Here is a 16,594-nt window from a genome sequence, read left to right on the forward strand (position 1 = left end):
TCACCCTTCGCCCGGCACAGGATGCCGGGCGAAAGCAGCCAATGACCTTGGCGTATAGGCTTTCCCATATCGGCCAAGTGTCGTGGAGATGGGCCGGTTCAAAAAAACCTTGCTTTCGAAAACAATCTCTCTTTCAATTGTCAGACATTTGTTTGCGGCCGACGGGAGGTGGCCGCAGATGTTTCTGAGCAGTCAATAAAATGAGGTCCAAACCAACTTTCAAAGCAACTATTTCTCGGGAGGAAAAACCATGAACCTAAGGCCAGATCCAACGTTTCACGCAACGCCACAGCTTGCGATGGCAGCGCCCACAGAGAACTATGCCTTTACCATCATGCTAAGCCCAGATGGGTCGCAATCAGATGGCATTGCGGTGGTCGATGTAAATCCCACCTCTGACACCTACGGCGAAATCGTGCATCAAGTCATCGTTCCAAACAAAGGGGATGAGTTCCATCACTTTGGATGGAACGCTTGTTCGTCAGCTCTATCCCCGCTTACGGGTCATGCATTTCTTGAGCGTCGCTATCTGATTGTACCGGGCATCCGATCATCACGAATTTATGTGATTGATGTCAAAGATCCGCTCAAGGCGAAAATCCACAAGACAATTGAACCCGAAGAAATCTTCGAAAAAACGGGATATTCCCGCCCACATACGATCCATTGCGGCCCTGAAGGTATCTATGTTTCGACCCTTGGCGGCGGTGGCGAAGATGGCACAGACGGCCCCCCGGGTATCTTCATTATGGATTGTGAGACGTTCGATATTATCGGGCGTTATGAAATGGACCGAGGCGCGCAAGACAAACACTACGATTTCTGGTGGAACCTGCCGCAGGATTACATGGTCAGCTCTGAATGGGGGCTACCGCCGCAGTTCGAAAACGGGATCGTCGCCGAGGACCTTTTGTCCAACAAATACGGCCATTCCATCCATTTCTGGGACCTGCGGAAACGCAAGAACATCCAAACCATTGATCTGGGTGAGAACCACCAAATGGCGCTGGAAATTCGCCCCGCGCATGATCCTGCAAAATCCTACGGCTTCTGTGGTGTCGTGGTGGATACATCAAACCTACAAGGTGCGATCTTTACGTGGTGGAGAGACGACGACGGCAAATGGCAGGCAAAGAAAACGATCACTATTGATCCCCGTCCCGAAGATCCGGAAAACCTGCCGCCGCTGTTGCAAGGCTTCGGGGCTGTACCGGCGCTTGTGACGGATATCGACCTTAGCCTTGATGATAAATACCTTTACGTTGCTTGTTGGGGCCAAGGTGAAATGCACCAATACGATGTCTCTGACCCGATGAACCCTGTTTTGGCGGGCAAGGTCGAAGTCGGCGGCATCGCGCGCGGCAAGGACCACCCCAATGGAAAACCGTTCGCCTATGGCCCTCAGATGGTGGAAATCAGCCGTGACGGTAAACGCGTCTACTGGACCAACTCGCTCTATTCGACGTGGGACGATCAGTTCTATCCAAATGACGAAGGCGGCCAGATGGTCATGGCCAACAACGACGAGAACGGCTTTCACCTGGACAAAGATTTCTATGTGGAATTCCCAAAAGGAATGCGGTCCCACCAGATCCGGCTGGAAGGCGGCGACTGTTCGACAGACAGTTTCTGCTATCCGAACGTCTAACCATTGGATGACGTAACATCGGTGGCGGCCCTTTGGTGGGCCGTCATAGCATCCGGCCTATACCATGGCGTTAACCCCGGAATGGGCTGGCCACTGGCCGTGTCAGCTGCACTATTTGAACAAAAACCGTCCGCCCTATTGCGTGCTTTAGCCGCGCTGGCGATCGGCCACTTTATCGCGATGACGGCGATCCTCTTGCCATTCTCGATGATGATCACCTTGGTTGAATACGAGGTCGAAATCCGCATCGGCGCGGGTTTTCTTGTTATCGGATTGGGTCTTTATCTGCTCATCAATCGCCGCCACCCACGGTTTCTGGCTCGGATCAGCCCTGCCAAGCTCGGGCTATGGTCTTTCCTTGCAGCACTCGCTCACGGGGCAGGTCTAATGCTGGTTCCGATCTACTTGGGCATTTGCGCGGTCTCAGAGTTGGATACGGGCCATGAGGCGGCTTTCGAGCTGATGAGCTCAAATGTCTCAATCGCTTTTGCCGTCGCTACGGCCCACACGGCAGCCATGATGTTGGCTGGTGGGATACTTGCGGCAGGCATGTATTTTTGGCTCGGTCTCAAATTCCTTACCAAAACTTGGTTTAACTTGGATGTGGTCTGGGCGCTGAGCCTTATCACAGTCGGCTCCATTGCGATTTTGCACGCTTTAACTTGATGCATTTAACCAAGCCCACGTTCTAATGAACGAAACCGCGCCAACGAGCGCGCCGCGCTTACGAGTGAGTACTGCGCCTGCAAGGCATCGAAACTGAAGGTCGGTTTTGCCCGCGATCGAGACCTCAGACTTCGCAACAACCTCGCGGACGCAGCGAAGGTCCGGTCTGACGGGCAACACTGCAGCATCCTCGGGGTCGGCTGGAGGTCGGCTTTGGGCCGTTCGTGTCTTTGACCAAGACACAGGTGAGTTCATGCTGTGTACCGTTTCTACAACCGTGTGCGCGCTGAAATGGACGGACTCCTCGCATTCTACGGCAAGGAGCACAAAGTGATCAAACGCGCCGAAGCGCAGCGCCTAGCTGATACGCTTGCTGGTTCCGACATGACCATCCTTCACGGTGAAGACGCCAGCCCGTCAGCCGCCCTGTCTGCCTTGGCTGAGCCGATTGGCATGGGAGAAGGAGTCTATACGCCCGGGGACGAAGCTGCGGTCGAGGACGTTAATGATGATGACGACGCCGACATGCCGGATGTGGCAACAAGCAGCGGCGATAAATCACCCGCAAAGAAAGTTCAGAAATTCACCGGTGCGCCGGAAGGTAAAGGATCATTGAAATGAACGGCACTAAGAGCACGGACGCCGATGTGAAACCGTCGATCGCGGTCCTGAAAACGCTGAAGTCGCGGTACTATGAATTGCCGCGGTATCAGCTTCTCGGCAGCGCCTTCGACCGCGTACTGGACCAGTTCCTTTCGGCCTATCTTGCGGGGCAGCATGTGGAGGGTCGAGGTCTGATGGTTACCGGTGGAACCAGAACTGGTAAGTGTCATGACATCAAGCATCTTCTGCGTGGGTTTGCAGCGTCAGAGGAGCCTTTGGCTGGAGATTTCCAAAGGAAATATGTCCGGGTGTCACTGCGGTCGGCAGTTAACTGGAGGGGGTTGGGGATGGCGTTCTTGGAAGCCATGGAATTCTCATTCAGTCTTGATCACCGCAGAACTGACACGATTTGGTCAAGGGCGGAATCTCAGCTTCGACGCGACAAATACCTGATCCTCAATATCGATGAGGCACAGCATCTGTTCGTGGACAAAAAAGCGAATGAGAACGAAGTGATCTTGAACGGTCTAAAAGATCTCATGAAGCGGCCAGGTTGGCCAGTGCTACCGATTTACTCCGGCGTCTCAGAGCTTTTGGACTAAGCGAATCAGAATGAGCAGCTGACCAGTCTGATCGAACCGATCACCTATGATGATATCGCCTACAATGAGATCGGCCTGAAAGAGGTCGATTCAATCCTTTTGACGTACTCTGAAGTCGTGGGCCTAGACCCGACTGAAGTGCGCAACTCAGAGGTTTACAATCGGTTGATCCATGCCTCCAATGGTCGATGGGGTAGGTTGATCGCGCTAGTCATCCACGCTTTGGCGGAAATCAGTGTCGTACATCCCGGTAGAAAACAGGTTCTCATCGGCGATCTCGCTGTTATTTTTCAGCGATGGACCGGCGTATCGGATCCGGCAAATGTCTTCTTAGTCGATAATCGATATCGGATTGCGGTGGGAGTTCTCTACCGACAATAGTTTGGCTCAAAACCTATGAAAACGGATGACCCTGCAGCTGTTTCAGCTGTGGGTTTTTTCTTTATCTTATTGAAAACATAGATAATTATGAAGTTGGTGCCAGGAATAGTGAAATTTCCAAATTGCGCTTCCGTTAGACTCTGAAAACAAACGATATTTGATTAAGCCGACAAACTTATTCCGACGAAATTACGGCATCTCGCAGGTGGCGGTTTCTGCCTTATTTCATAGGGGCGGGTCAAACGTTAGCAGGTTTCACCCTTCCTCGTAGTAGCTGTCATCCCACTTGTCGGCCTTGGCTCCAGACGTTTCGCAAGATCGGTGTTTTGCGGTTCTGATGCACCCGCAAGACGTCTCCACGCAACCCAACTTCTAACTGGCCGCGATCAGTGAGGCCGGCGGCTTTGGCTGGATTGCTTGTGACCGTGGCGATTGCGCGTGGGACGTCGTTCCAAGTTTTGGCGAGATGGAAGGCAGATAATAGCAGGGCCGACGGGACGTAGTCGGAAGACACGATATCCAGAAGGTCAGCGTTTGCTAGATCTTCCGCCGCGACGTTTCCGGAATGCGAGCCACCCCGTATCAGGTTGGGCGCCCCCATCATCACTGCGATCCCATGTGCGCGACAGGCTTGTGCAGCTTCAACAGTCGTCGGAAATTCAGCAAAGCCGACGCCGTTTTTGGCTGACGTCGCAACATGTTCACCGGTGGTATCATCGTGGCTGGCCAGCACAGCGCCGAGGCGTTTGGCCTCGCTAACCGCGCCGATTTCGTGCTTTGCGCCGTATCGTTTTTGAAGATTTATTTGATTTTCAACGTGTTCCGCAAATTCGGTATCGTTCATGCCACGCTTTTTGCCGACGTAGGTTTTAAGCGCTGTAAGATCACGGAACTGTCGTTGACCCGGCGTGTGGTCCATTAGGCTAACGATGCCGACCCGATCGTCGACGCTAAACGTGGCCAATTCTTCAAGAAGCGTTTCTGAACATATCTCTGCCCGCAGATGCAGGAAGTGGCTGATCTTAAACAGACCTTCGGCCCGTGCCGCCAATAGTTCATTTGCAAGTGTGCGGGCGTATTCAACATATTGCCCTTTTTGACTGCTGTAGATCGATCCTACGCGCATGGCGTCAAAGACAGTCGTGATCCCTGTGGACGCAAGTTCCGCGTCATGTGCCAGAAGGGCAGGCAGATGGGGCCAATCCACCTTTGGGCGGGGTTCCATGTGGCGTTCGACGTTGTCGGTGTGCAACTCAACTAGTCCAGGTAAAACAAGATCACCGGCGCAATCAACTGCACCATTTGGGACAAGGTCACCTTCGGCAACGTCGGTAATCACGCCCTGTTCGATTGTTATCGATCCGGTTAGGACTTGATCTGCCAAAACGAGCTGTGCATTCGCCAAACAAATGTCGTTTGTCGTGCTGGTGTCACAAGACTTTGTAAAAGAGGGCGCAGGAAAAGGGGAATTCATGTCATATTCTCGATTTGCGATTTACTTTATCCCGCCGGAAGGCGCTTTGGCAGATTTTGGTGCCGCGTGGCTGGGTTGGGATGTTGTGACTGGTCGTGACGTTGTTCAGCCATCTGTGTACGGTTTGCGTGACATCACGATGACACCGATGAAGTACGGGTTCCACGGGACGTTGAAGCCGCCGTTCAAGCTGGCAGCAGGGCGATCTTTCGCGGAACTCGAGCGCGCGGCGGCAGATCTTGCCGCGATGGTAAAACCCGCAGTCAGCGATGGTTTGGAATTGACCACGTTGGGCGGTTTTCTTGCGTTGACGCCAAGCGGTGATGTGTCTGGGGCACGGCGCGTGGCGCAGGCCTACGTGTGTGATCTCGATCCGTTTCGCGCGCCCGCAAGCGCGGCTGAACTGGACCGCCGCCGTGCCGCTGGACTGAGTGCGCGCCAAGATGCGCTTTTGACGCAATGGGGCTATCCATATGTGATGGACGAGTTCCGTTTCCATCTGACCCTTTCGGGGCGTTTGCCGGAGGAAGACATCGCGCGTTGGACAGATGTTGCAAGCAGTCATTTGCCCGATTTGCCCAAGCCGTTTGTGATTGACCAGATCGCCCTGTGCGGTGAACGCGAAGATGGTCGCTTTGAGCTGATCCATCTTTATGCCCTGACCGGCTGAAGCAGCTTGGCTGCATGTGCGATCGTTGTGGGCAAGGGGCCGTCGTTCGACACATGGATGACTTTGAGGCCTGCAGGCAAAGGTTTGATTGCGACAGATATCCTTTGTGCGATGTCTTCTTCGCTTTCGCGACCACGCGCAGCAAGGCGTTTGGCCAATGTTTCCTCGGATGCTGTAATATTCAGAACGACAAATTGAGGAAAAATCTTTGCGGCATCGTTGAGCGCTTTGCGTGAAAAATTTACGAGGCAGTCCGTCCCTTTGTTAAGTCGGTCGCTCACGTTGATCGGGATACCATAGCGCAAACCATGCGCGCCCCAATGGATCGCGAATGCCCCATCTTGCGCCAAGGTCTCAAACGCGGCAGGGGTAGCTGCATCATAGTCTTCGCCGCCAAGGCCCGGTGCGCGTGTGATGACCCGGCGCACCAGATGCATGCTTGGCATCAAATCATGCAGACCTGCCATCACGCTGTCTTTGCCGACGCCGGACGGCCCAACAACTGCGATGAGGCGTCCTTGCGTCATGCCGCCACCTTTGGCGTGAATTGGCTCACGTCTATTTCCCGATCACACAGACGCTCGCGGGCCGCTTCATCGTGGAAGATCCCGATGATCGCAGCGCCGCGTGCCCTTGCGTCTTCGATCAATGACAGCACGACTTCGCGGTTGGCAGCATCAAGGCTCGCGGTGGGCTCGTCCAACAGCATTGCAGGATATTCATGCGCGAAACCTCGCGCGATATTCACGCGCTGTTGTTCGCCGCCTGAAAACGTTGTGGGCGAAAGGGACCACAGCCGTTCTGGGATATTCAGCTGTGACAACAACCGCTTGGCGCGTGTTTCGGCATCATCGGCGGATACACCCACCGCACGCAATGGTTCGGCCACCACATCTAACGTTGGCACACGTGGCACAACCCGCAGGAACTGACTGACGTAGCCAAGCACATCGCGACGCAGGTTGATGACCTCGCGCGGTTGCGCCTGCACTATGTCGACATCGCCGATCCGAATTTCACCTGCTTGCGTCCGGTAGTTGCCGTAGATCATGCGCATCAGCGTCGATTTACCTGCGCCCGATGCTCCGGTCAGGGCGACGCATTCGCCTTTGGCGACGGACAGGGAGACATAGTTGATGACTTCAATCACGGCACTACCTTGATTGTGCAGGGTGAATGTTTTTGAAACGTCTTTAAGATCAATCATCGGTCATACCTGTAAGACAGAGGAAACAAGAAGTTGGCTGTAAGCATGTTGTGGGTCATCAAGCACCTGATCGGTCAGACCCGCTTCGACAACGTGCCCGTCTTTCATCACCATCAACCGGTCGGCCAATAGGCGGACAACGGCAAGGTCATGGGTCACGATGATCGCAGACAATCCCATGTCGCGTACCAGCCCGCGCAACAGATCAAGCAGGCGTGCTTGAACGGACACGTCTAAACCACCCGTGGGTTCATCCATGAAAACCAGCCGTGGACCTGTCACCAGATTACGCGCGATCTGTAGCCGCTGTTGCATGCCGCCCGAGAACGTTGTGGGGCGGTCATCTACGCGGCTGGCGTCGATTTCGACCCGACCCAGCCAATCAACCGCCTTGCCACGAATGTCGCCGTAATTGCGTTCGCCCACGGCCATCAGGCGTTCACCGACGTTGCCGCCAGCGCTGACACCCATGCGCAAACCGTCGCGGGCGTGTTGGTGGACAAAGGCCCAATCGGTCCGGCCCAACATCCGGCGTTCGGGTTCGGACATCGTGATGGTATCTTTGGGGCCGTCTGCGCGGGTATCAAAAACGACCGCGCCAGCGTCAGGGATCAAGTGACCTGCCATACTGTTGAGGAGCGTGGATTTTCCAGAACCACTTTCCCCGACAATGCCCATGACCTCACCGGGGTACAGGTCAAACGACACATCAGCGCAACCAATATGCGCACCGTAGTGTTTGGTTAGGTTTTGAACGGATAAAAGCGGCGTCATGCTGCGGCCTCATTTTCAGTTGATGCGGGCCCGAAATGGCCAGCGTTGCGGCGTCCCATGCAATAATCTGTGTCAGAGCAGCAAAAGAGACGGCCGCCCTGATCATCGGTGATCACCTCATCGAGGTAGCTTTCGTCAGACCCGCAAAGCCCGCACACATGATCCGCTTTTGTGGCCTCAAATGGATGATCTTCGAAATCGAGACTCACTACCTGCGTGTAAGGTGGCAATGCGTAGATGCGTTGTTCACGCCCCGCGCCGAACAGTTGGATCGCCGCCATATCACCGAGCTTCGGATTATCGAACTTTGGAATGGGCGATGGGTCCATCACGTATCTGCCCTCAACCTTTACCGGATAGGCATAAGACGTCGCAATATGACCGTGACGGCTAATGTCTTCGTAAAGTTTCACATGCATCAGCCCGTATTCTTCGAGGCTATGCATTTTGCGGGTCTCGCTCTCGCGTGGTTCCAGAAACCGAAGGGGTTCCGGGATGGGCACCTGATAGACAAGGATTTGATTTTCAGTCAGCGGTTCTTCGGGAATGCGGTGGCGTGTTTGGATCACGCTTGCCTCGCTGGTCTCGGTGGTTGTCTCCACTGCCGCTGTGCGTTCAAAAAACGTGCGGATCGAGACGGCGTTGGTCGTGTCGTCCGCCCCTTGGTCAATGACCTTAAACGTGTCGTCAGGAGTCAAGACGGCGGCAGACACCTGCACACCACCCGTGCCCCAACCATAAGGCATCGGCATTTCGCGTGAGGCGAAGGGGACCTGATATCCCGGTATTGCAAGACCTTTCAGGATCGCGCGGCGGATCATCCGCTTGGTTTGTTCATCAAGATATGCGAAATTGTAGTTAGACATGATGAGTGCCTCGGAAGGTATAATGAGTATGGAATGGGTTTTCTTCGCAGCTCTCGGTGCCGCCGTTTTGACATACGGGTTCTGGAGTGATCGGCGGCATAAGCGCCGCAAACAGTCGTTGCGCCGCGATGATAGCGCCGGTGTCTACGTCTGGACCGATTTTGACGGCAGCGAACGTAGATCGTCCAAGCATCCCGAAGAACCCGGCGGTGTATGGCATAGCGACAGTAGTTCTTGGGGCGATTTTGGTGGCGACGGCGGAGGAGACGGTGGTGGTGGCGACTAACGTCATTCTGTCGCCTCCTGCATTTGATCCGCGCCGGCGTCGCGGCGCAGTTTGCGCACCAGTTCGAGCTCGGATTGAAAATCGACGTAGTGTGGCAGTTTGATATGTTCGAGGAACCCCGTCGCCTGAATGTTGTCTGCGTGATACAGCACAAATTCAGCGTCCTGCGCGGGTGCGCCTTCGTTATCTTCGCCTAGCTCTTCCCATCGTAATGCGCGGTCCACCAAAGCCATTGAAATCGCTTTGCGTTCGGTCTGGCCGAAGACCAATCCGTATCCGCGCGTGAACTGGGGGGGTTCCGTTTTGGAGCCTTTGAACTGATTGACGGTTTCGCATTCGGTCAGGGTCACTTCGCCAATTTCCACGGAAAATCCCAGTTCTGGGATATCCATTTCAACAGGCACCGTTCCGATCCGTAGCTCGCCCACAAAAGCGTGGTTGCGGGCGTACCCCCGCTGTGTGGAATAGGCCAAGCCGAGCGTGAATCCTTCGTCCGATCGTGTGAGCGCTTGCAGTCGTAGCGCGCGTTCCGCTGGCATTTCCAAAGGTTCGCGGGTCAGATCGGGCGGAGAGGTATCGTCGAGTGGGGCGTCTTCGATTAGTCCTTCCTGATTTAGGAAGTCGGTCACATGTGGCACCGCCGCAGCTTCGACGTCGCGCGTCGGGGCGTCTGTAATTTCACCATCTGCTGCCAGTTTGAAGTCCAGCAAACGGTGCGTGTAATCGAACGTCGGGCCTAGAATTTGACCACCTGGCAGGTCTTTGAACGTCGCAGAAATGCGTCGGTCGCACGCCATCGCACCTGTGTCCACTGGAAGCGAAGAGCCAAAGCGCGGCAATGTCGTGCGGTAGGCGCGGATCAGGAAGATCGCTTCGATCAAATCACCCCGTGCTTGTTTGATCGCCAAAGCGGCAAGGTCCGGATCATAGAGCGACCCTTCGGCCATGACGCGGTTCACCGCAAGACTAAGCTGTTCGCGAATTTGCGCAACGCTCAGTTCAGCGACGGATGTATCGCCGCGTCGTTCTTCGGCTAACCACGCATGTGCGTTTTCGATGGCACGTTCGCCACCCTTGACAGCTACGTACATGACGACACCTCCGTTGAACGCGGCAGGGCTGCTAGTTGATCGCCGAATGTGAAAATGAAATCCAGACCGAGCGGGAATAGTTTGTGGTTCAATTGAAACGCAGGGGTTTCGGGCAAGTTCAGTTGTGCGGTTTGTTTTATGCCGGGTCCGTTCAACACCGAATTGCCCGATAGTGTGTCGCTTTCGACGATAAGCGTCGCAGACCGATCTGGGTATTCCGACGTGCCCACTGGATAAGCCGACAATGGTCCAAGTGCGCCCCACGTGCCGACTGCGAACATCGCCTGTGATGGCCCCGTGACTGGTGCACCGGTGTGAAACGCCAACCAAGACCGTACGTCCGCGCAATCAGTATCTCCGGCCAGATAAACCGGCGTGTCGGCGTCGCAAAGGGTCAGTAGAACAGCGCCAGCGGCTTTGGATAAAGGGGCAGGGGGTTCGGCCCCGGTGATGTCTTGTATGGTGCCGGGTCTTGCCATGGCTTCCATGACGCTTCGAAAGGCATGTGCGGATTGTATGGCTGGGTCGGCAAACCCACCGCTTAACGTTTGCGCGTCCATCAGTCGTCCCCCCGCACCATCGTGAAAAAATCGACCTTCGTTGCGGCAGCTTTGGCGGCGCGGTGCGCCTTGCGCGCCATCGCTTCCGTTTCGAGCGGGGACAGCACAGCGGCACGCACGTCGTCTGCTTGTGTCGTTTGCATCATCGCATCAATCAGTGCCGCGGCTTCTGCATCTGGCTTGCTGCGCCCTTGAATATAGGCGTGTCCGACTTCGCCCGTCGCAAGGGTCAAAGCACAACGGGTCACGGTTACTTCACCCAAATTGAAGGGGGAACCAGTCCCGCCAGCGCGGCCTTGCACCATCGTACTGCCGATTTCGGGGGCGCGGAGCCATGTGAAGCTGGGGCGCGTCAAATGCGTATCCAACAACTGAGAAACACGACCCTCAGGCGCTTTGGCCAACAGTCCCATCCAGACTTTGCGGGGGTTTTCTGTATCGAATGTATCTTTCATCTCGACAACTTGTCTTTCATCTATACAACTATACATATCTTACCATATTTTGCGTTTTCCGATAGAAGAGATTTGTGAAGTTTGAGTGACACAGTCCCCAAGACCCCCGTTTGGAAAGCGATTGCATCTGCGCTTCGCATAGACCTCGCTGAAGGCCGTTATGCCCCCGGTGACAAGCTGCCGACCGAAGCCGCTTTGGCCGAAAGGTTCGGCGTTAATCGTCATACGGTGCGTCACGGCATCTCGGCGCTTGTGGATGAAGGGTTGGTGCGCACGCGGCGCGGCGCGGGTGCTTTTGTTGCGGCCACGCCAACGGATTACGCCATCGGCAAACGGGTCCGGTTCCACGAAAACCTGATCGCGGCAGGACGACGGCCAGAGAAACGGGTGATCCATCTTGAAGAACGTGCGGCATCCGACGGCGAGGCGTTTGCGCTGAATATCGCCCCTGGTGATCGGGTATGCGTATATCAAGGTTTGTCACTGTCAGACGGTCAGCCGATTGCGCTGTTCGAAAGTCTTTTCCCGCTGTCGCGGGTCAATGGCATTTTTGATGCATTCAAAGAAACAAGCAGCGTGACCGATGCGTTGGCGCTTTGCGGTGTTGCAGATTTTGCACGTGCGTCGACGCGCCTGACGGCCGTGCGCGCCGATGCCACCCAAGCGCTGCATCTGCAGGTTCATGAAGGCGATCCACTGCTGCGGTCCAGCAGTGTCAACGTCGATGATGCTAAAACCGCGATCGAATACGGGCGGACCTACTTTGCAGGGGATCGTGTGACTTTAACGATTGAAACTTGAACCGCTCGAGGTTGATTGTGTCGAACGCTAAGCGGTCTCATATTTTTCAAGAAATGCCTCAGCCGACATCGACCGAAAATCTGGGAGCGCGGTGCGCAGATCTTCATGCGACCAATCCCACCACGCTAGTTCCATCAACCGGTCCGCAATTGGTTTGGGTTGGCGGTGGCGAAGTGGCGTCGCGGGTGTCCCTGCAACGATTGTGTAAGGCGCGACATCCTTCGTCACGACTGCGCCCGCTGCGACAACAGCCCCGTGGCCGAGCGTGACCTCTGGCTTGATCATAGCGCCTGCACCAATCCACGTGTCGTGACCGATATGTGCAACGCGGGAGCTGCGGTGCGTAAAGAAATCTACATCACGATCCGCGTCGTCCCAATAATCATCGGATCGGTATAGAAAATGATGGCAAGACGCCGTATCCAAAGGATGATCCGTCGCGCCGATCCGCGAAAACGCCGCGATATTCGCAAACTTGCCGATTTGCGCATTAGCAATATCCGCATAACGGTCGCAATAGCTGTAATCGCCGAAGGATGCGTTATTCACGCGGCTGCCCTTACCGATCTCTACAAAGGCACCAAAGGTGCTATCCGTGATCTCGCATTCGGGGTGAAAGAATGGCGCATTCGCAGTCAAACGTGCCATTAGTAGGCGAACTCTTCGCCGGTGAACCGAAGGAACTTTCCGGTATCTTCTATCGTCAGCCGTTCCATTATGGCCAAAATTCCTTGGGCCACATCGTTAGGGTCTTCGTCCGCACCTGTGCCGCCCATATCCGTTCGCACCCAACCTGGGTTGATCACGACAACAGGGATCCCCTCTGGTTCCAGTTCAACTGCCAGCCCTTGCATCACTTTATTAACCGCAGCCTTGGAGGCACGATAGGCGATCTGGTTGGATTTAGGGGTGGCAAAGCTGGCCATCTGGCTTGAAACTGTCAGTATTCTGGGCCGCTCTGATTTTCGCAATGCTGGTAGTGCTGCCTGCGCCACCGCGAGCGGGGCGATGCTGTTGATGGCGAACGTTTCGCTCATTCCGCGCCAGTCCATCGAAAGCGGAGACTGCCGATCAGACACTGGACCAATAATACCAGCGTTGTTGATGAGCACGTCAATCTGCGGCAGTGCGCGTAACTGATTTGCAACTGCGGCAGGGTCGGACAGTTCCAAGGCGATTGTCCCGTTTCGACCATCGCGCGTGGTGCCAATGACGTGGTGACCATTAGCAGACGCAGCTTGATGCAAAGCTGCCCCTATGCCGCGGTTAACGCCCGTGATGAGAATGTTTGCCATTAATCTTTGCGTCCAATCAATTTGCTGCGTAACCAGCCCGAGAACCAATCCATAAACATCACCATCAGGATGATCAGCACGATGTAGTATGCGACTTCTTCCCAGTCTTTTTGGGTTTGGATCGCTTGGGTCAGCATCAGGCCGATGCCGCCACCAGTGATCGCCCCAATGATGGTAGCCGACCGCGTGTTGGATTCAAGAAAATACAGAACCTGCGCCAGCAAAACCGGAACCACTTGCGGGATCACGCCAAAGCGGTAGCGTTGTAACGGCTTCGCACCGGTGGAAGAAATCCCTTCGATCTGTTTTTGATCGACGTTTTCTAACGCCTCGGAAAAGGTTTTACCGAATGTGCCCGTATCCGTGATCAAGATCGCCAATGACCCAGTCAGTGGGCCGGGGCCGAAGGCGCGGGCAAGAACGACTGTCCAGATCAGCGCATCGACGCCGCGAACGAAGTCGAACAGGCGGCGTGTCGCGGCACGCAAGACCATGACTGGGGAAAATTTCTTGGCGGCCAGAAAGGCCAAGGGCAACGCGACCATCGCCGCACCCATCGTACCAAGAAATGCCATCAAAATCGTCTCTCCGATGGCCCACGCGACGTCCTTGTGCCGCCACATCTTGTTGTTCCACCAGTCCGACATGGCACCCGCAATGTTGCTGCGCGCAGGATCGAGCCGTTCCCCGAACAGGATCATGCCGATGCCTTCGCCATGGTATGGGCTGTCGAGCGTAAACCAAAACAGTTCCCACCCTGCGAAGTAATTGAAAACCTCTGTCCGCGCGCCAGTTAGCGTGATGCGCCCTTCGTCTGTTGTGATGCCAATGCGGCGGTCGGAGGCAGAAATCCAATCGGGTAGATCGTCAGGCAGGTTGCTTGTCACCGTGCGGCCTTCGGCTTGCACCTTGATCAACGGAAATCCCGGCACATCAATCTCTGTACGGTTGTCGGGCAAATATCGCACGATGTGATCTGCGCCGAGATCAATTGCGATCACGTCATTGCCGCTGACCCATGCGGGACGTTCGCCATCCGGATAAGTGCCTTTGCGTTCGCCTTCGACGGCGTAGCTGATTTCGCCAGAGCGGTTGTTGCGCGTGACATGTACCTTATACGACCAGATGTCCGACGTCAGCGTCTTTGCATTGTCGACATTGGCGCGTCCCGCGAGACCGGCCAGATCGAAGGCAAAGAAGATATAGACGAGATAGGCGAAGATCACGGCAGGCAGGCCAAAACCAATCAGTCGCTTGCGCTGGAAAATCTGTTCAGCCTCAAGCTTTGTTGTATCCAGATCGATCGCGGTCATTGGGCTTGTCCTTCGGTCAAACGATTGCGGTAGCGGCTGGACACTTGGTCGAAGAATACGATTGTGCCGAATAGAAGAACGAAGATGGCTGCGGCTTCGTCAAATCGACCGGGTCCCCATGCCATCGCATTGCGTAACTCGTAGCCCAATCCACCAGCGCCCACGAACCCGAGGATGGCGGAGGCGCGAATATTGATCTCGAACCGCAAAAGCGCGTAGCTGATGTAGTTTGGTGCGACCTGTGGAAGCACGCCAAGTATCATCCGTTGTGACCACGTAGCGCCTGTTGAGGCCAACCCTTCAAGCGGCTTCAGATCAGCATTCTCGGAGACTTCTGAGAACATTTTTCCCAATGCGCCAGCCGTGTGGATGGAAATAGCGATCATCGCAGGCACGGGCCCGCCCCCAAGGACAAAGATCAAAACAAGGGCGACGACAATTTCCGGCACTGCGCGCATGATGTCGGAAATACGGCGAAACAACGGGATCAAACGGGGCCATTTTGCCAACCCGCGTGTGCCATGTAGAGAAAGAAACAAACCGCCAATCGCCCCAAGCAGGGTCGAAACCGCCGCGATGTTGATCGTTTCAATAAGAGCCGGAAAATACTTGAACACCAAGGCAGGCAATTCCGCTCGTTTTTCCCATGCTTCTGACAAAACATCGGCGGGATAATCGCCGATCTGGTGCAAGCCATCCCAGAAACCGCCAGCGTTCCGGTCGTCCGCAATGTTAAATCCGGACACCATCAGGACAACAAAGATCAGCAATGTTAGCCCGCCATAGAGCCTGCGTCGCTGGACTTGCGCCATATAGGTCGACTGAATGTTGCCAACGGTTTGCGGCGCGCCGCTGAATGCTGTTTCTGCCATGGGGCCCCCAAACGAAAAACCGGCAGCCCCGCAGGGCTACCGGATGCGTCATAAAAATGGATTAGTTACCAATCACGGATTGACGTGCAGCGACGATGCTTTCGTACATCTCGTGGGTGACAGGCTGGAAGCCCAGTGTGTCACCAGCCGCGACGCCGTAAGCACAATCAGGGTCGTTTTCGAACAGTTCGTCGACCAGGGTTGTCATTTTGACCTTCACCTCTTCCGGCAGTGCGCTGCGCAGCACAACCGGGCCTTCAGGGATCACGTTTGACTGCCAAATCTGCACGAGGTCGTTCATGTCAACGAGACCTGCATCAACGGCGCGGCGCAGTGCGCCAGAATTGTAACCGTCTTCCCAGTTACCTTGGCCATCCGCCCAAGTGACACCACCGTCAATGTCGCCATTGTTGACTGCGACGATTGTTTGCTCGTGACCGCCAGTGAATTTGACTTCACCGAAGTAGTCACCGGATTCCATGGTGATACCGTCTTTGTACTGCGGGATTTCGATGGATGGAATCAGGTAACCGGATGTGGAATTCGGATCACCGAAACCAAATGCCTTGCCTGCCATATCGTCCAGCGATGTGATGCCACTGTCAACGCGCGCAAAGCCGATGGAGTGGTAGCCGACAGAACCGTCTAGGTTCACTTTGATCAGGACAGGCTCGACCGCTTCAGAGTCTTGCAAGTATGTTGCAGCGTAAGACGATGCGCCAAGCCATGCCATATCGATTGTGCCGCCGAGCAGGCCTTGGATGACGCCGTTGTAATCCGCAGGTGCGAAAAGCTTTGTTTCAACGCCAAGCGCTTCAGTCGTGTAATTGACCATGCATTCGTAGTTGTTCATGCGGTCCTGCGCGTTTTCACCGCCCAGAATACCGATACGGAATTCTGTGATGTCTTGCGCGACCGCGCCTGTGCTCAGTGCTGTTGTGGCGGCAAGCGCCATTGCGAGGGTCTTTTTCATCGTTATCTCCGTAGGGTTGATGAAGGTGGCCCGCGAAAGAAGCGGGACGTGACTGGC

20 protein-coding genes are annotated in these 16,594 nt (G+C 55.2%); 7 read left to right on the plus strand and 13 right to left on the minus strand.

Features of this window, described 5'->3' with window-relative positions:
* Positions 1 to 250 precede the first annotated feature (250 nt).
* From K3729_09900 to K3729_09915, 4 genes are all read left to right on the plus strand, one after another.
* Complete coding sequence (locus tag K3729_09900; protein ID UWQ97800.1) at positions 251 to 1,648, plus strand: selenium-binding family protein; 1,398 nt, start codon at positions 251 to 253, stop codon at positions 1,646 to 1,648.
* Between the two features lie 3 nt (positions 1,649 to 1,651).
* Positions 1,652 to 2,314 (plus strand): hypothetical protein, encoded by a 663-nt coding sequence (locus K3729_09905; GenBank protein ID UWQ97801.1) that lies wholly within the window; start codon positions 1,652 to 1,654, stop codon positions 2,312 to 2,314.
* 291 nt (positions 2,315 to 2,605) lie between these two features.
* Entirely contained in the window at positions 2,606 to 2,935 is a 330-nt protein-coding gene (locus K3729_09910) for a hypothetical protein (GenBank protein UWQ97802.1), read from the plus strand.
* Positions 2,932 to 3,519, plus strand: a complete 588-nt coding sequence (locus tag K3729_09915; GenBank protein ID UWQ97803.1) for an AAA family ATPase — start codon at positions 2,932 to 2,934, stop codon at positions 3,517 to 3,519. The genes K3729_09910 and K3729_09915 overlap by 4 nt, the downstream gene beginning before the upstream one ends.
* A gap of 658 nt (positions 3,520 to 4,177) precedes the next feature.
* Here the strand turns inward: K3729_09915 and K3729_09920 are convergent.
* On the minus strand, positions 4,178 to 5,374 hold the full coding sequence (locus K3729_09920; GenBank protein ID UWQ97804.1) for an alpha-D-ribose 1-methylphosphonate 5-triphosphate diphosphatase: 1,197 nt from the start codon (positions 5,372 to 5,374) through the stop codon (positions 4,178 to 4,180).
* Here K3729_09920 and K3729_09925 point away from each other — a divergent pair.
* Entirely contained in the window at positions 5,373 to 6,044 is a 672-nt protein-coding gene (locus K3729_09925; GenBank protein UWQ97805.1) for a DUF1045 domain-containing protein, read from the plus strand. The two genes, K3729_09920 and K3729_09925, sit on opposite strands and share 2 nt — an antisense overlap.
* Here the strand turns inward: K3729_09925 and phnN are convergent.
* From phnN to K3729_09945, 4 genes are read right to left on the minus strand one after another with little or no spacing between them, the layout of a single operon-like run.
* Positions 6,026 to 6,571 (minus strand): phosphonate metabolism protein/1,5-bisphosphokinase (PRPP-forming) PhnN, encoded by a 546-nt coding sequence (gene phnN, locus K3729_09930; GenBank protein UWQ97806.1) that lies wholly within the window; start codon positions 6,569 to 6,571, stop codon positions 6,026 to 6,028. The two genes, K3729_09925 and phnN, sit on opposite strands and share 19 nt — an antisense overlap.
* Complete coding sequence (gene phnL, locus K3729_09935) at positions 6,568 to 7,251, minus strand: phosphonate C-P lyase system protein PhnL (protein UWQ97807.1); 684 nt, start codon at positions 7,249 to 7,251, stop codon at positions 6,568 to 6,570. Before phnL ends, phnN begins: the two co-directional genes overlap by 4 nt.
* A 3-nt stretch (positions 7,252 to 7,254) precedes the next feature.
* Positions 7,255 to 8,025, minus strand: a complete 771-nt coding sequence (gene phnK / locus K3729_09940) for a phosphonate C-P lyase system protein PhnK (protein ID UWQ97808.1) — start codon at positions 8,023 to 8,025, stop codon at positions 7,255 to 7,257.
* Positions 8,022 to 8,891 (minus strand): alpha-D-ribose 1-methylphosphonate 5-phosphate C-P-lyase PhnJ, encoded by an 870-nt coding sequence (locus K3729_09945; protein ID UWQ97809.1) that lies wholly within the window; start codon positions 8,889 to 8,891, stop codon positions 8,022 to 8,024. Before K3729_09945 ends, phnK begins: the two co-directional genes overlap by 4 nt.
* Positions 8,892 to 8,913: 22 nt before the next feature.
* Between K3729_09945 and K3729_09950 the strand changes: the two genes are divergently transcribed.
* On the plus strand, positions 8,914 to 9,177 hold the full coding sequence (locus tag K3729_09950) for a hypothetical protein (protein ID UWQ97810.1): 264 nt from the start codon (positions 8,914 to 8,916) through the stop codon (positions 9,175 to 9,177).
* Positions 9,178 to 9,179: 2 nt separating this feature from the next.
* On the opposite strand, the gene K3729_09955 is transcribed toward K3729_09950, so the two are convergent.
* Genes K3729_09955 through phnG form a run of 3 tightly spaced genes read right to left on the minus strand, consistent with a single transcriptional unit; the run spans position 9,180 to position 11,283 of the window.
* The gene (locus K3729_09955; GenBank protein ID UWQ97811.1) at positions 9,180 to 10,268 is read right to left on the minus strand and encodes a carbon-phosphorus lyase complex subunit PhnI; all 1,089 of its coding nucleotides are present in this window, start codon (positions 10,266 to 10,268) and stop codon (positions 9,180 to 9,182) included.
* Positions 10,259 to 10,828, minus strand: a complete 570-nt coding sequence (gene phnH / locus K3729_09960; protein UWQ97812.1) for a phosphonate C-P lyase system protein PhnH — start codon at positions 10,826 to 10,828, stop codon at positions 10,259 to 10,261. The genes K3729_09955 and phnH overlap by 10 nt, the downstream gene beginning before the upstream one ends.
* The gene (phnG, locus tag K3729_09965) at positions 10,828 to 11,283 is read right to left on the minus strand and encodes a phosphonate C-P lyase system protein PhnG (GenBank protein ID UWQ97813.1); all 456 of its coding nucleotides are present in this window, start codon (positions 11,281 to 11,283) and stop codon (positions 10,828 to 10,830) included. The genes phnH and phnG overlap by 1 nt, the downstream gene beginning before the upstream one ends.
* Positions 11,284 to 11,364: 81 nt before the next feature.
* Here phnG and phnF point away from each other — a divergent pair, with 81 nt between their 5' ends.
* On the plus strand, positions 11,365 to 12,084 hold the full coding sequence (phnF, locus tag K3729_09970; GenBank protein ID UWQ97814.1) for a phosphonate metabolism transcriptional regulator PhnF: 720 nt from the start codon (positions 11,365 to 11,367) through the stop codon (positions 12,082 to 12,084).
* Between the two features lie 27 nt (positions 12,085 to 12,111).
* Here phnF and K3729_09975 read toward each other — a convergent pair whose 3' ends face one another.
* The 5 genes from K3729_09975 to phnD all read right to left on the minus strand — a co-directional run bounded on the left by K3729_09975 (position 12,112) and on the right by phnD (position 16,537).
* Positions 12,112 to 12,732 (minus strand): chloramphenicol acetyltransferase, encoded by a 621-nt coding sequence (locus tag K3729_09975; protein ID UWQ97815.1) that lies wholly within the window; start codon positions 12,730 to 12,732, stop codon positions 12,112 to 12,114.
* Entirely contained in the window at positions 12,732 to 13,379 is a 648-nt protein-coding gene (locus K3729_09980) for an SDR family NAD(P)-dependent oxidoreductase (GenBank protein ID UWQ97816.1), read from the minus strand. Before K3729_09980 ends, K3729_09975 begins: the two co-directional genes overlap by 1 nt.
* Positions 13,379 to 14,692, minus strand: a complete 1,314-nt coding sequence (phnE, locus tag K3729_09985) for a phosphonate ABC transporter, permease protein PhnE (protein UWQ97817.1) — start codon at positions 14,690 to 14,692, stop codon at positions 13,379 to 13,381. Before phnE (K3729_09985) ends, K3729_09980 begins: the two co-directional genes overlap by 1 nt.
* A complete protein-coding gene (phnE, locus tag K3729_09990; protein ID UWQ97818.1) occupies positions 14,689 to 15,564 on the minus strand; it encodes a phosphonate ABC transporter, permease protein PhnE in 876 nt (291 codons plus the stop codon). Before phnE (K3729_09990) ends, phnE (K3729_09985) begins: the two co-directional genes overlap by 4 nt.
* 61 nt (positions 15,565 to 15,625) lie before the next feature.
* Positions 15,626 to 16,537, minus strand: coding sequence for a phosphonate ABC transporter substrate-binding protein (gene phnD, locus K3729_09995; GenBank protein UWQ97819.1), 912 nt, complete (start codon positions 16,535 to 16,537; stop codon positions 15,626 to 15,628).
* Between the last annotated feature and the right edge of the window lie 57 nt (positions 16,538 to 16,594).

The sequence above is a fragment of the Rhodobacteraceae bacterium S2214 genome (assembly GCA_025141675.1).
In the GTDB taxonomy this organism is placed as follows: Bacteria; Pseudomonadota; Alphaproteobacteria; order Rhodobacterales; family Rhodobacteraceae; genus Yoonia.

Excerpts from the sequence above, each read along its gene's own strand:
- K3729_09975 (UWQ97815.1), bottom strand. The coding sequence starts at position 12,732 with ATGGCACGTTTGACTGCGAATGCGCCATTCTTTCACCCCGAATGCGAG.
- phnN (UWQ97806.1), bottom strand. The coding sequence starts at position 6,571 with ATGACGCAAGGACGCCTCATCGCAGTTGTTGGGCCGTCCGGCGTCGGC.
- K3729_09955 (UWQ97811.1), bottom strand. The coding sequence starts at position 10,268 with ATGTACGTAGCTGTCAAGGGTGGCGAACGTGCCATCGAAAACGCACAT.
- phnL (UWQ97807.1), bottom strand. The coding sequence starts at position 7,251 with ATGATTGATCTTAAAGACGTTTCAAAAACATTCACCCTGCACAATCAA.
- phnD (UWQ97819.1), bottom strand. The coding sequence starts at position 16,537 with ATGAAAAAGACCCTCGCAATGGCGCTTGCCGCCACAACAGCACTGAGC.
- phnG (UWQ97813.1), bottom strand. The coding sequence starts at position 11,283 with ATGAAAGATACATTCGATACAGAAAACCCCCGCAAAGTCTGGATGGGA.
- K3729_09950 (UWQ97810.1), top strand. The coding sequence starts at position 8,914 with ATGAGTATGGAATGGGTTTTCTTCGCAGCTCTCGGTGCCGCCGTTTTG.
- K3729_09945 (UWQ97809.1), bottom strand. The coding sequence starts at position 8,891 with ATGTCTAACTACAATTTCGCATATCTTGATGAACAAACCAAGCGGATG.
- K3729_09915 (UWQ97803.1), top strand. The coding sequence starts at position 2,932 with ATGAACGGCACTAAGAGCACGGACGCCGATGTGAAACCGTCGATCGCG.
- phnE (UWQ97818.1), bottom strand. The coding sequence starts at position 15,564 with ATGGCAGAAACAGCATTCAGCGGCGCGCCGCAAACCGTTGGCAACATT.
- K3729_09910 (UWQ97802.1), top strand. The coding sequence starts at position 2,606 with ATGGACGGACTCCTCGCATTCTACGGCAAGGAGCACAAAGTGATCAAA.
- K3729_09925 (UWQ97805.1), top strand. The coding sequence starts at position 5,373 with ATGTCATATTCTCGATTTGCGATTTACTTTATCCCGCCGGAAGGCGCT.
- K3729_09920 (UWQ97804.1), bottom strand. The coding sequence starts at position 5,374 with ATGAATTCCCCTTTTCCTGCGCCCTCTTTTACAAAGTCTTGTGACACC.
- K3729_09900 (UWQ97800.1), top strand. The coding sequence starts at position 251 with ATGAACCTAAGGCCAGATCCAACGTTTCACGCAACGCCACAGCTTGCG.
- K3729_09980 (UWQ97816.1), bottom strand. The coding sequence starts at position 13,379 with ATGGCAAACATTCTCATCACGGGCGTTAACCGCGGCATAGGGGCAGCT.
- phnK (UWQ97808.1), bottom strand. The coding sequence starts at position 8,025 with ATGACGCCGCTTTTATCCGTTCAAAACCTAACCAAACACTACGGTGCG.
- phnH (UWQ97812.1), bottom strand. The coding sequence starts at position 10,828 with ATGGACGCGCAAACGTTAAGCGGTGGGTTTGCCGACCCAGCCATACAA.
- phnE (UWQ97817.1), bottom strand. The coding sequence starts at position 14,692 with ATGACCGCGATCGATCTGGATACAACAAAGCTTGAGGCTGAACAGATT.